Below are 12,897 nucleotides of genomic sequence, written 5' to 3'. Positions count from 1 at the left end.
TGTGCGGGGGTGGTACGTCCCAGTTCAGGGCGTACGGGCCGCCGCGGCGCGGAGCGCCACGCGCAAGTGGCCGCGCGCTTCGTCGAGGAGTGTGGCGGCGGTGGGGCCGTCGACCGCCCCGAGGATCACCAGGATGGCGTTCTTCACCTCTCCGCCGGTGGCGGCGAGCGCGGCCTCGATCTCCGGGTCGGGCGCGCCCGTGGCGAGCGCGACGATGCGGCGGGAGCGGGCGCGCAGCTTCTCGTTGGAGGCGCGTACGTCGACCATGAGGTTTCCGTACGTCTTGCCGAGCCGGATCATCGTGATCGTCGAGATCATGTTCAGGACGAGCTTCTGGGCCGTGCCGGCCTTGAGGCGGGTGGAGCCGGTGAGCAGTTCGGGGCCGACGACGATCTCCAGGCCGTGCTCGGCGGCGGCCCCCAGCGCGCTGTCCTCGTTGCACGACAGGCCGATGGTGAGGGCGCCGGCGCGACGGGCGTGCTCGACGGCGCCGATCGCGTACGGGGTGCGGCCGGAGGCCGAGATGCCGACGACGGTGTCGTCGGCGGTCAGGCCGAGTGCGTCCAGGTCGGCCGCCGCGAGCTCCTTGGAGTCCTCCGCGCCTTCCACCGCCTTGATCATCGCGGAGGGTCCGCCGGCGATCAGGCCGACGACCTCGGCGGGGTCGGTGTTGAAGGTCGGCGGGCACTCGCTCGCGTCCAGCACGCCGAGCCGTCCCGCCGTTCCGGCGCCCAGGTAGATCAGCCGGCCGCCGCGGGCCATCCGCGCGGCGGTGGCGTCGATGGCGGCGGCGATCTGCGGGAGCCGGGCGGCGACGGCCTCGGGGACGGAGCGGTCCTCGCCGTTCATGATGCGGGCGATCTCGGCGGTCGGAAGCCGGTCGATGTCGGCGAGCTCGGGACGGAAGGCCTCGGTGGTGAGGGTGGCGAGCTGGGCGCGCAGTGCGCCGTACGTCGGAGAGGTGGAGGTCATGAGGAGTGCGGCTCTTTCTCGTCTACTGCGGATCGCGGGTCCGTACTGCTTCGCGTGCCCGAGGACGCTGGGCTAGCGGCTGGTGCCGCGGGGCGTGTGGCGGTGGGCCAGCGCCTCGTAGGAGGCGGCGAGGGCGGGGGCCGCCGTCTCGTACGTGCGCTGGGCCACGCCTATGAACAGGCAGTCCACGACGAGCAGTTGGCTCGTACGGCTGGACATGGCCGCCGGGCGCAATTCGCTCTCGCGGGCGGTCGACGTGGTGAGGACGTGGTCGGCGTACTGCGACACGGGCCCGTCCGGGCGGCCCGTGATCGCGACCGTGGTGGCGCCCCGGTCGAAGGCGACGCGCAGCGGCTCGATGGCGTCGCCGGTCGAACCGGAGTGCGTGATGGCTATCGCCACGTCGCCGGAGCGGAGCTGGACGGCGTTGGTGACGGCGAGGTGCGGGTCGGTGTGGGCGTGTGCGATCAGGCCGATGCGCAGCAGCTTCTGGGCGAGGTCCATGCCGACGAGGGAGGAGGCGCCGACGCCGTAGATGTCGATGCGGCGGGCTGCGGCCAGGGCGGTGACGGCCGCGCCGAGCTGGACGGTGTCGAGGCCGGCGGCGGTGTCGGCGAGGGTCTGCTGCTCGTCGTACGCCAGCTTCGCCACGACGTCCGCGATCGGGTCGTCGACGGCGATGTCGGCGGTCACGGCGGGCGCGCGGCCGGACTGCTGCTGGGCGGCGAGTCCGGCGAGCGCCAGGCGCAGGTCACGGTAGCCGGGGTAGCCGAGGAGGCGGGCGGTGCGGACGACGGTGGCCTCGCTGGTGCCGGTGAGCTCCGCGAGGCCGGTGACCGTGAGGGCGGCGCAGCCGGCCGGGTCGGCGGCGACGGCTTCCGCGACGCGCTGCATGGAGCGGGTCATGGAGGGGGCCAGGGTCCGGACCTTGGCCGCGAGGGCGGCGGGGGCGGGCGGGGCGGAGGCGCTGGTGAAACTTTCCTTCACGGGGTTGGTCACAGGTGAAAGATATTTTCGGCTGGCGCGGGCAGTCAACCCCGTGTTCCGTGCGGTACGGGCCGAGGGCGCCCGGGTGCGGCGCGCGACAATGGCTGTATGGACCCGATTCCCTCCCCCACGGAGCAGGCGCTGCACGTCGCCCGAGCCCTGGTCATGGCCGACCTCACGGCCCGTGACGTGGCCCGGGCGGACGTCGTGTCGCTGGTCGAGGACGCGATAGTGCACCGCCGCTGGTGGGTGGAGCAGTGGCCCGCGGGGGTCGCGTTCGTCACGGGCCTGATCGCCCAGGACGTACAGGACGCCCTGCTGGAGAAGTACGGCCGCTGGCCGATCTGCCCCGTGTGCACCGACGCGGAGCCGCACGCGCTCGCGGTCGAGCCGGAGCTGGGGCCCGATCCGCACTGGGTGTGCTCGAAGGCGGCCGTGATCGTGGCGCCGGTCGGCAGCCTGCGGTGACGGTCTACATCGACCCGCCGACGTGGCCGGGACACGGCCGGATGTGGTCGCATCTGGTGAGTGACGTCTCGTTCGAGGAGCTGCACGCGTTCGCGGCCGCCATCGGGTGCCCGCCGCGCGCCTTCGAACGCGACCACTACGACGTGCCCGACGTGCGGTACGCCGACGCGGTGGCCGCCGGTGCGGTGGAGGTGGGCTCGAAGGAACTCGTACGCCGGATCACGGCGGCGGGACTGCGACGGCCGAAGGGACGGCCGGCGTAGGGCGGCCGCACCCGGAACGGACGGTCTGTCTCAGACGACGAAGCCTGCGGTGTCCAGCTCGCTACCGAAGGGCTCGGGCAGGGCGACGGGTTCCCCGAACGGCTTGCGCAGGCCGGTCCGGTACATGCCGTTGCGTGGATCGGAGAAGAGGGTGACCGCCGGACCGCCTTCGTCGTAGCGATCGATCAGCAGGTACAGCGGGACATCCCCCTTGGCGTACGCCTTCTGCTTGGCCGACCGGTCGTGCGAGGCGTTGCCCTTCGAGGTGATCTGCACCGCCAGTGCCGCCTCTGCCGAGGCCAGCGGGGGCCTTCTCCTTCTTCTTCGCGCGTTCCACGATCAGTTTTGTCGGGACTACGACGAGGTCCGGGATGTAGAGCCGCTCCTGGCGGTAGATGAACAGACCGAGGGTCTGGAAGACCTCCCAGTCGTCGGGCAAGGTGCTGCGCAGCGCCCAGTGCACCCGCGCCGCGATGAGATTGTGTCCGTCGTCCGGCGGCGGCACCAAGGTGATCAGCCCCTCGTCGATCTCGGCACGCCACCCCTCCGGCACGTCCAACTCCTGCCACGTTTCCAGCAGGTAGTCCCACGACGGCGTGTCATCCGACGGCATGTCATCCTCCGACAGCTCGGGCTCGACCAGTGCGGCGGTCATCGTGAGGTCCCCCTTCTGTGGCCCTGTCAGGGCGAACGCAGGGCGCGGGGACCACGCGCGCGGCCGGCTTGCCTCAGCGTCCCACGATCGGGTGAGCGACGCACCGGTCTCAGAGCCGTTCGGCGCGTGCCGTCTCCGGGGCGTGCGCCTCCGAGCCCGTCACCACGCGCGAGCCGGCGCCCACCCTGCGGTGCAGCCGCAGCGAGAACGCCACCGCCACCAGCGCCAGTACCGTCATCGCCGCGCCCGCCCACGCCGTCGCGGCGAAACCGAAGCCCGCGTCGATCACCGTGCCGCCGAGCCACGGGCCGCCCGTGTTGCCCAGGTTGAACGCCGCCGTGGTCGTCGCCCCGGCCAGGGTCGGCGCCACGCCCGCGACGTTGAACATCCGGGCGTTGAGCGCCGGCGCCGTGTAGAACGCCGAGAGGCCGAGCAGGAACGACAGGGCGACCGCCACCACCGCGCTGGAGGCGAAGAGGGCCAGTACGACGAGGAAGACGGTCGACGCCGCGATACCGCTGATCAGTACGCCGAAGAGGTGCGCGTCCGCGACCCGGCCGCCCAGCGTCGTCCCCACCAGCGCACCGATGCCGAACAGCGCCAGAACCGTCGGCACCCAGCCCGCGTCGAGGCCCGCCACGTCCGTCAGCAGCGGCGCGAGGTAGCTGAACGCGCAGAAGACGCCGCCCGCCGCCAGCGCCGTGATCGTGATCGCCAGCCAGACCTGGCCGTCGCGGTAGATCGCCAGCTCCCGCTTGAGCCGCGGCTTCTCCGCGGGGAGCGGGATGCGCGGGATCATCGTCATGACGCCCACCAGCGCGAGCGCCGAGGCCGCGCCGACCGCCCAGAACGCCGACCGCCAGCCGAGGTGCTCGCCGAGGAACGCCCCGGCCGGCACGCCCAGCACGTTCGCGATGCTCAGCCCGCCGATCATGACGGCCATCGCCCGCGCCCGCGCGTCCACCGGCACCATCGCGATGGCGACCGCCGCCCCCACCGCCCAGAACCCGGCGCACGCGAACGCGCTCACGACGCGCGAGGCGAACAGCAGCTCGTACGAGGGGGCCAGCGCGCCGACGACCTGCCCGAGGCCGAAGACCGTGATCAGGGTGATCAGGGTCGTACGGCGGGGCAGGCGCAGCGTCGCGACGGCCAGCAGGGGCGCGCCGATCACCATGCCGATGGCGAAGGCCGAGATCAGGAGCCCGGCCTGCGGGATCGAGACGTCCATGTCGGCGGCGATCGGCGGCAGCAGCCCGGACAGCATGAATTCGCTGGTGCCGAGGGCGAAGACCGCCAGGCCGAGGATGTAGACGGCCAGGGGCATACGGGTGCGTCGGTCGGCGGAGTCAGGCATGACAGGCAAGAACACCGCCGCCGGCGCTCGCATTCCCCCCCTGTCTCAGACGGTGAGCAGGTCCAGTTCCGCCGCCAGGTTCTGCCGCGCCCGCGCCTCCCACTCGGCCTGCCCATGCGGCGTACGGAACAGGGCCGGCAGCTCCAGGAGCTGGCGCAGCACCGCCGCACGGCCTTCGCGGAACGCGTCGTCGGGCACGAAGCCGTACTCCTCGCGGACCGCCGCCGCGTAGGCGGCGTACGACGCCGGGGCCGAGGCCAGGATCGCGAGGTCCGCGTCGCACAGGGCCTCGCCGTTGGCGTCGTGCGGGGCGGGGTCGTGGCCGGCGGTGAGGCGGACCAGGCGGGCGACCTCGGCCGTACGGGCCTCGTCGAGACCCAGCTCGGCCAGCGCGCGCTCGGCGAGGAGGGCGCTGCGCTCCTCGTTCTCGGAGCGGTCGGGGCGGTAGACCGCGTCGTGGAACCAGGCGGCGAGGCGGACGGCCGCCGGGTCGTCGGCGTGCCCGGCCAGCGTGTCGAGGTGGCCGAGGACCGCGACCAGGTGGTCGGTCGAGTGGTAGCGGCGCTGCGGCTCGGCCCAGCGGGCGAGGAGGTTCTCGGCGTACGGGCGGGGGTCGGCGGACAGCTCGCCGGCGGCCGGGAGCGTGTCCAGCCAGCGGCGGACCAGGTCGTCGTGCCCGGGGTGCGGCGGGGTTGCGGCCGTGGCGTTCATGGACGTCATTGTGCCGCGTGGCGCGGCCGGGCCGGTGGGGTCCGGGCATCCCGTGGCCCGCGCACGCGCCGAACCGCCCCGGTGCGAAGGCCGGTGGCATGCCGGGGCTTCGTACGGGGGCGGTGCGGGGGCCCGGGTCCTCAGCCGGTGGCGGCCTTGAAACCGCGCAGGCGCAGCGAGTTGCCGACGACGAAGACCGACGAGAAGGCCATGGCCGCTCCGGCGATCATCGGGTTGAGGAGGCCGGCCGCGGCCAGGGGGAGGGCGGCGACGTTGTAGGCGAACGCCCAGAAGAGGTTGGACCTGATGGTGCCCAGCGTCCTGCGGGACAGGCGGATCGCGTCGGCCGCGGCGAGCAGGTCGCCCCGTACCAGCGTCAGGTCGCCCGCTTCGATCGCGGCGTCGGTACCGGTCCCCATGGCCAGCCCGAGATCGGCCTGGGCGAGTGCGGCGGCGTCGTTGACGCCGTCGCCGACCATGGCCACGCTCCGCCCCTCGGCCTGGAGCCTCTTCACGACGTCCACCTTGTCCTCGGGCATGACCTCCGCGAAGACCTCGTCGATGCCCACCTCGCGGGCCACCGACTCGGCGACGGCCCGGTTGTCGCCGGTCAGCAGGATGGGCGTCAGGCCGAGCGCGCGCAGCCTGCGGACCGCCTCGGCGCTGGTGTCCTTGACCGCGTCCGCGACCTCCAGCACCGCGCGGGCCTCGCCGTCCCAGGCCACCGCGATCGCGGTACGGCCCGCCGCCTCCGCGTCGGCCCTGGCCCGCTCCAGCGCCACGGGCAGCTCCATCGCCCACTCGGCGAGCAGCCTGGTGCGGCCGACCAGGACCGCGTGGCCCTCGACGACGCCCTGGACGCCGAGTCCCGGCACGTTCGCGAAGTCCTCGGGGGTGGGCAGGGGGCCGCCCGTCCGCTCGACGGCGCCCGCCGCCACGGCCCGGGCGATCGGGTGCTCGGAGGCGTGCTCCAGGGCGCCCGCCAGGCGCAGTACCTCCGTCTCGGTGGTGGTGGGGGCCGTGTGGACGGCGAGGAGGGTCATCCGGCCGGTGGTGACGGTCCCGGTCTTGTCGAGGACGATCGTGTCGGCCCTGCGGGTGCTCTCCAGTACTTCGGGGCCCTTGATCAGGATGCCGAGCTGTGCGCCGCGACCGGTGCCGACCATGAGGGCGGTCGGGGTGGCCAGGCCCAGTGCGCACGGGCAGGCGATGATCAGCACCGCCACGGCGGCGGTGAACGCGGCGGTCAGTCCGGCTCCGGTGCCGAGCCAGAAGCCGAGGGTGCCGAGCGCCAGGGCGATGACGACGGGGACGAAGACGGCGGAGATCCTGTCGGCCAGGCGCTGGGCGGCGGCCTTGCCGTTCTGGGCGTCCTCCACGAGCTTGGCGATGCGGGCGAGCTGGGTGTCGGCGCCGACCCGGGTCGCCTCGACGACCAGGCGGCCGCCGGCGTTGAGGGTGGCGCCGGTGACGGTGTCGCCGGGGGCGACCTCGACCGGCACGGACTCGCCGGTGAGCAGGGCGGCGTCGACGGCGGAGGTGCCTTCGACGACCGTGCCGTCGGTGGCGATCTTCTCGCCCGGGCGGACCAGGAAGCGGTCGCCGACGGCCAGCCGGTCGGTGGGGATCGTCTCCTGCCGGTTGCCGCCGTCGCGCAGTACGGTCACGCTCTTGGCGCCCAGCTCCAGCAGCGCCTTCAGGGCCGCGCCGGCCTTGCGCTTGGAGCGCGCCTCGAAGTAGCGCCCGGCCAGGATGAACGCGGTGACGCCGGCCGCCGCCTCCAGGTAGATGTTCCCTGCCCCGTCACCGCGCGAGACGGTCAGCTCGAAGGGGTGCGTCATGCCGGGGGTGCCGGCGGTCCCGAAGAACAGGGCCCACACGGACCACAGGAAGGCGGCCGACGTGCCGACCGAGATCAGGGTGTCCATCGTGGCCGCGCCGTGCTTGGCGTTGGTCCACGCGGCGCGGTGGAAGGGCCAGGCCGCGTACGTCACGACAGGGGCGGCCAGCGTCAGGGACAGCCACTGCCAGTACTCGATCTGGAGGGCGGGGACCATCGCCATCGCGACCACCGGGACGGCGAGAAGGGTCGCGGTGAGCAGCCGCCGGCGGAGGGGCAGGAGTTCGTCGTCGGCGGCCGGTTCCCGTGCGGGGCCGCCGGGCGGGGGATCCGTGCGTACGGGGGGCGGCTCCTTGGCGGTGTAGCCGGTGGCTTCCACTGCCGCGACCAGGTCCGCCACGGTGACGTCCGTGCCCCGGTAGGTGACCTTGGCCTTCTCGGTGGCGTAGTTGACGGTGGCTTCCACGCCGTCCATCCGGTTCAGCTTCTTCTCGACGCGCGCGGCGCAGGAGGCGCAGGTCATGCCGCCGATGGCGAGTTCCACCTCGGTTTCGGGGCTGGTGCGGGCGGCGGGGGCGGCTGGCGTGGTGGGCATGTGCGCTCCTCGGACTGTGGGCTACTTATACCCCCCGGGGGTATCTGTTCATCCTATGTATACCTCCGGCGCCGGGTCCGCGCAAGGCGTCCGGTGGGGTGGTTGCCGCGCCGTGTTGATGCGCCGGCGGGGTCCGGGCCCTAGGGTGGGAGATTGGACTAGACCTGTAGTCGCCGCTTCTCGAGGAATGGGGTCCTATGAACAACCGTGCGGTCCTGGAGGTGATCGCCCTCGACGCGGAGGACGCGATCGCGGCCCGGTCGGGAGGGGCGGACCGGCTGGAGCTGGTCACCGACATGGCTGCGGACGGCCTGACTCCGTCCCGCGAGACCTTCGGGCGGATCCGTGCGGCGGTGGACATCCCGCTGCGCGTGATGCTGAGGCTGGCGGACGGATTCCTCGCGGGGGACATCGAGGAGCTGGTGCTGGCGGCCCAGGGGATGCGCGCGGAGGGGGCCGACGAGTTCGTACTCGGGTTCCTCGACGCGGAGGGGAACCCCGATCTCGTCGCCGTCGAGCGCGTGGTGGCGGAGATCGAGGGCTGCCGGTGGACGTTCCACCGGGCGATCGACCGGGCGGCGGACCGCGACGCGCTCCGCAAGCGGCTCGCGGAGCTGCCGGGGCTGGACACGTACCTGACCGCCGGCGCGCCTCAGGGCGTGGACGCGGGGCTGCCGGTGCTGGTGGCCGAGGCGGCGGCTGGGAGGCGGGGGGCGCCGGGGTACCTGCCGCAGCTGCTGGTCGGCGGCGGGCTCCGCCTGGACCACCTTCCGGCGCTGCGGGCCGCCGGGATCGACGCGTTCCACATCGGTGGCGCGGCTCGGCCGGGAGGCTGGGCGACGCCGGTTTCCGCCGACGCGGTACGGGAGTGGCGGACGACGCTGGACGGGTAGGGGGGCGGGGGTGGGGCGGGCTGGGTGGGGTGAGGTGCGGGTGGCGCGACGCCGCTGCGCGGGGCCTTTCCCCACCCCGCCCCTTCCCGAACCGGGGCAAGCCCCGGCCCCCGAACGCCCTACGGGCGTGTCCTCAAACGCCGGACGGGCTGGCTCCGGTGCCGATCGGTGGCCCCGTTCGGTCCTCGGGCGGCGCTGAGCGATACGGAGGTGGGTGTCAGGTCAGGGCCGTGGGCAACGGGGCCGCGTGGACGACCGCGAGGCCCGAGACCGCACGGGTCAGCGCCACGTACAGGCGGCGCAACCCGGTCCGCTCGTCCGGCTCGCCCGACACCACCGCCGCCGGTTCGTCCAGTACCACGTAGTCGTACTCCAGGCCCTTCGCCAGCGACGCCGGCACCAGCGTCAGGCGGGACTCCGCGGTCGTCTCCTCGCCGGGCGAGAGGTACGCGTGGCCCGCCGCCGTCAGGGCCGCCGCCAGTTCCCCGATGCGCGCGTCCGCCGCGATCAGGCCCGTCGACCCCTCGTTGCGCAGCGCCTCGGCGCACGCCTCCACCACCGCGCCGGGCAGGTCGGCGGCAGTCACCTGACGTACCGCCAGCGCCCCCGCGCTCTCCCGTACCGACGACACCGGCGCCAGCCCCGGCGAGATCACCGGCAGCAGCCGTGACGCGTACGCGATGACGTCGCGCGGCACGCGGAAGCCCGCCGTCAGCTCCTCGACCGCCGCCTCCGGCTTGCCCAGGTGCCGCAGCGCCTCCGCCCAGCTCGCCGTGGCCCACGGCGTCGTCCCCTGGGCCAGGTCGCCCAGTACCGTCGCCGAACCCGTCGTGCAGCGGCGGCCCACCGCCCGGTACTGCATCGGTGACAGGTCCTGGGCCTCGTCGAGCACGACATGCCCGAGCGAGTGCGTACGAGAGATCAGGTCCGCCGCCTCGTCCAGCAGCACCACGTCCGCCGCCGACCACTTCGCCGACTTCACCGACCGGGCCGGCTTCGCCCACAGGATCCGCTTCTGCTCCTCCGCCGACAGCACCCCCTGCGCGTGCTCCGCCAGGAAGTCCGCGTCGGACAGCAGCCGCAGCACCAGCTTCGCCGGGTCCACCGCCGGCCAGATCGCCTTGACGGCCGCCTTCACCGCCGGATTCCGCGCCACCGCGTCCTGCACGCGGTCGTCCGGCGCCTCGCCGGCCTGCTCCATCCGGACGAGCACCGCGTGCGCGATGCGCTGCGGCAGGGCGTCGCGGGCGGCCCCGTAGCGGATGTCGCGGGCCAGCAACTCGCCGACCATCTCCTCCAGTTCGTACGCCGGGACCCGCCACCTGCGCGACCCGCGCACCACCATCACGGGCTCGGTGAGCACGGCCGTGACGTGCGAGCGCAGCGCCCTGCGCAGCACCTCCGCCATCCGCGCGTCGCCCTTGATGACGGCCGCGTCCGCCTCGTCCGCGCCGCGCACCTCGCCGTGCACCGCCACCAGGTCGTCGACCGTCGCCTGCCTGACCTCCAGCTCGCCGAGCGCGGGCAGGACCTGCTCGATGTAGTGGAGGAAGGACTTGTTGGGGCCGATGACCAGCGTTCCGGTACGGGCCAGCCGGTCCCGGTGCGCGTAGAGGAGGTACGCGACGCGGTGCAGGCCCACCGCCGTCTTCCCGGTGCCGGGACCCCCCTGAACGCAGACGCTGCCGGACAGGCCCGACCGTACGATCTCGTCCTGCTCGGGCTGGATCGTCGCCACGATGTCCCGCATCGGGCCGACGCGCGGGCGCTCGATCTCCGCCTGGAGCAGCTTGCTGGTCCGCTCCGCCTCCGCCGGGTCGGACAGGTGCTCGTCCTCGTACGCCGTGAGCTCGCCGCCCGTGTAGCCGAAGCGGCGGCGCAGGCCGACGCCCAGCGGGTCCTTCTTGGACGCGCGGTAGAACGGCTGGGAGACGGGGGCGCGCCAGTCGATGACCATGGGGTCGCCGTCGGCGTCGTGGACGTGGCGGCGGCCGATGTAGAAGCGCTCGCCCTCCGCGCCCTCGGCCTCTTCGGCGCCGACGACGTGCAGGTAGTCGAGGCGGCCGAAGAAGAGCGGCGTGTGGGAGAGGTCGGCGAGCGACTTGATGCGGTCCTCGATCTGGGCGCCGAGGACGACGGCGTTCACCCAGTTCGCGGTGACGTCGCGGATGTCGAGGGCCTCCGCGTCCTCGCGCATGGCGCGCAGCGCGGCGCGCGAGGCGGTGAGGTGGGCGCGTTCGCGGCCGAGGGGGCCGGTGGAGTCGGCGGGGGCGTCGCTGGGGGACGTGGCGGGGTCGGGCGCGGGCACGGTCTTGCCTCCGGAGGGGTTCACGTGGGTGTCGCGCGGGATCACGTACGGGATCACGGCGTGGCCGGCCGGTTTCCGTCCGGGCGGCGGCGCTCCGAAGAGGGAGGCGGGAAGACCGGGGATTGTAGTCGCGGGGGCGGGGAGGGGGCCAATGGTTTTCTCGCGGCCGACGGTTCCCAGCGCCGAGGCGGATGCGGACGGCAGCAGGGCCGGACGCGTCCGCCACCGGTGGCCCGTCCCCCGAGATCGTCTCGGGGTTCCGGGTAGGTCCCCGGGAGGAGACCGGCGGCCGGAAGTTCAGACCGCAGGCCGTTGTGTGTGGAATGCCCGGAATTCATCATGGAGGTATGACTTCACTGACGTTCACCCCAGGCCCGTCCGCCCCCCGCCCCTCCCCACCCGTCGCCGGCGCCACCGCCATGGAGGGGCGGCCCCGCCCCCGGCTCGGAGAAGCCCTGCGCGCCGCCAAGGTGTTCGTGGGCGCCGCGTTCCGCGTGGCCGTCCTCGGGGAGTACGCACAGGAGGCGGGCGTGAAGCGCCGCTGACCCACGCGCCCTGATCCACTAGGGTCGCGGCCGTGGAACAACGGAGCGTGACCCCTCGATCACCGGCCGTACCGGCCCGGATGCCCGCCGGCGTCCTGCTCGCCGTATCGCTGGCCGCGCTGGCCACGCTGTGCGTACTCCAGCACATCCCCATGGCCGACACCCTCGTCTACCGGGCGGAAGGTGCGGCCGTCGCGAACGGCACCGACCTGTACGGGTTCACCGTCACCCAGTGGCAACTGCCCGCCACCTACCCGCCGTTCGCCGCGATCCTGTTCGTGCCGACGACCTGGCTGCCGCTCGGCGCGCTCAAGGTCGCCTTCGCCGTCGGCAACACCGCGCTCCTCGCGCTCCTCGTGCATCTCTCCTGCCGTTTCGCCCGGCTGCCGGCCGGACCCGCCCTCGTCGTCGCGGCCACGGCGCTCGGCGTGTGGCTCGAACCCGTCTTCCAGACGATCGTTTTCGGTCAGATCAACCTGGCTCTCGCCTGCCTCGTCCTGTGGGACCTGACCCGTACGGACGACGCGCTCGGCAAGGGTTTCGCGCTCGGGGTCGCGGCGGGCGTCAAGCTCACGCCCGCGATCTTCATCGTCTACCTGCTGCTGACGGGCCGGGTGCGCGCCGGGCTCACCGCCGTCGCCTCGCTGACCGGCACGGTGCTGCTCGGCGCGCTCGTACTGCCGCATGCCAGCGTGGACTTCTGGACCCGGCGGATCTTCGAGACGGGACGGGTCGGCAAGCCGTGGATCGTCGACAACCAGTCGCTGCAAGGGCTGTTGGCCCGCCTCCTGCACCGGCCCGAGCCGGGCGCGGTGTGGCTCGCGGTGGCGGCGCTCGTCGCGGCGGCCGGGCTGTGGGCCGCGCGCCGGGCGGCGGGCGAGGGGCGCGAGACGTGGGGCGTGCTCGCCGTGGCGGCGACCGCGCTGCTGGTGTCGCCGATCAGCTGGTCCCACCACTGGGTGTGGTGCGTGCCGCTGCTCGCGGTGCTGGTCGCGGAGGGGCGGGGGAGGGCGGCCGCGGCGGTGGCGGTCGTCTTCCTCGCGCGGCCCCTGTGGCTGGTGCCGCACGAGGGGCCGCTGGACCTTCGACTCCCCTGGTGGCAGCAGCCTCTGGCGTCCCCGTACCCGCTCCTGGCCCTCGGCCTGCTGGGGTACCTGCTGTGGCCCCGGCCGGGCCGGCGGCGGGCCCTCCTGACCGGCCCGGCCCCCGCCCGCGAGGACAACGGCGACCGCGACGGCCGCCGCAGCCGCGACGGCAGCCGCAGCGGCCTGGGAGCGCGGTCCGGTCGCTGACGAGGGGCGGG

Annotated in this window: 12 protein-coding genes; 5 read left to right on the top strand and 7 right to left on the bottom strand. The window is 73.7% G+C overall.

The window, feature by feature from the left end:
* Positions 1-24: 24 nt before the first annotated feature.
* Both murQ and IE185_RS21305 read right to left on the bottom strand, forming a co-directional pair.
* Complete coding sequence (gene murQ, locus IE185_RS21310) at positions 25-972, bottom strand: N-acetylmuramic acid 6-phosphate etherase (protein WP_138899305.1); 948 nt, start codon at positions 970-972, stop codon at positions 25-27.
* A 72-nt stretch (positions 973-1,044) separates the two neighbouring features.
* Positions 1,045-1,971 (bottom strand): MurR/RpiR family transcriptional regulator, encoded by a 927-nt coding sequence (locus tag IE185_RS21305; RefSeq protein ID WP_189715749.1) that lies wholly within the window; start codon positions 1,969-1,971, stop codon positions 1,045-1,047.
* 96 nt (positions 1,972-2,067) lie between these two features.
* Between IE185_RS21305 and IE185_RS21300 the strand changes: the two genes are divergently transcribed.
* A complete protein-coding gene (locus IE185_RS21300) occupies positions 2,068-2,427 on the top strand; it encodes a DUF8819 family protein (protein ID WP_138898906.1) in 360 nt (119 codons plus the stop codon).
* On the top strand, positions 2,424-2,690 hold the full coding sequence (locus tag IE185_RS21295; protein ID WP_138898907.1) for a DUF4031 domain-containing protein: 267 nt from the start codon (positions 2,424-2,426) through the stop codon (positions 2,688-2,690). The genes IE185_RS21300 and IE185_RS21295 overlap by 4 nt, the downstream gene beginning before the upstream one ends.
* A 30-nt stretch (positions 2,691-2,720) precedes the next feature.
* Here the strand turns inward: IE185_RS21295 and IE185_RS33725 are convergent, their stop codons facing one another.
* From IE185_RS33725 to IE185_RS21275, 4 genes are all read right to left on the bottom strand, one after another.
* Entirely contained in the window at positions 2,721-2,966 is a 246-nt protein-coding gene (locus IE185_RS33725; RefSeq protein ID WP_268246671.1) for a PDDEXK family nuclease, read from the bottom strand.
* Positions 2,967-3,454: 488 nt separating this feature from the next.
* A complete protein-coding gene (locus tag IE185_RS21285; RefSeq protein WP_170198421.1) occupies positions 3,455-4,672 on the bottom strand; it encodes a Cmx/CmrA family chloramphenicol efflux MFS transporter in 1,218 nt (405 codons plus the stop codon).
* Between the two features lie 75 nt (positions 4,673-4,747).
* On the bottom strand, positions 4,748-5,413 hold the full coding sequence (locus IE185_RS21280) for an HD domain-containing protein (RefSeq protein WP_138909362.1): 666 nt from the start codon (positions 5,411-5,413) through the stop codon (positions 4,748-4,750).
* 140 nt (positions 5,414-5,553) lie between these two features.
* Positions 5,554-7,848: a heavy metal translocating P-type ATPase gene (locus tag IE185_RS21275; RefSeq protein WP_189715748.1), complete on the bottom strand. Its 2,295-nt coding sequence runs from the start codon at positions 7,846-7,848 to the stop codon at positions 5,554-5,556.
* A 197-nt stretch (positions 7,849-8,045) separates the two neighbouring features.
* Here IE185_RS21275 and IE185_RS21270 point away from each other — a divergent pair, with 197 nt between their 5' ends.
* Positions 8,046-8,741, top strand: coding sequence for a copper homeostasis protein CutC (locus IE185_RS21270; protein WP_189715746.1), 696 nt, complete (start codon positions 8,046-8,048; stop codon positions 8,739-8,741).
* 217 nt (positions 8,742-8,958) lie between these two features.
* Here IE185_RS21270 and IE185_RS21265 read toward each other — a convergent pair whose 3' ends face one another.
* Positions 8,959-11,049 (bottom strand): HelD family protein, encoded by a 2,091-nt coding sequence (locus IE185_RS21265; RefSeq protein WP_189715770.1) that lies wholly within the window; start codon positions 11,047-11,049, stop codon positions 8,959-8,961.
* A 347-nt stretch (positions 11,050-11,396) separates the two neighbouring features.
* Here IE185_RS21265 and IE185_RS21260 point away from each other — a divergent pair, with 347 nt between their 5' ends.
* Positions 11,397-11,594 (top strand): hypothetical protein, encoded by a 198-nt coding sequence (locus IE185_RS21260; protein WP_189715744.1) that lies wholly within the window; start codon positions 11,397-11,399, stop codon positions 11,592-11,594.
* Positions 11,595-11,674: 80 nt separating this feature from the next.
* Positions 11,675-12,886 carry a glycosyltransferase 87 family protein gene (locus IE185_RS21255; RefSeq protein ID WP_189715768.1) on the top strand — a complete coding sequence of 404 codons (1,212 nt, stop codon included), beginning with the start codon at positions 11,675-11,677 and terminating at the stop codon, positions 12,884-12,886.
* The last annotated feature ends 11 nt before the right edge of the window (positions 12,887-12,897 follow it).

Source organism: Streptomyces chryseus (assembly GCF_014650755.1).
GTDB classification, from domain to species: Bacteria; Actinomycetota; Actinomycetes; order Streptomycetales; family Streptomycetaceae; genus Streptomyces; species Streptomyces chryseus.
Note: the sequence above shows the minus strand (reverse complement) of the source record. Positions and strands in the feature narration are given on the sequence as shown.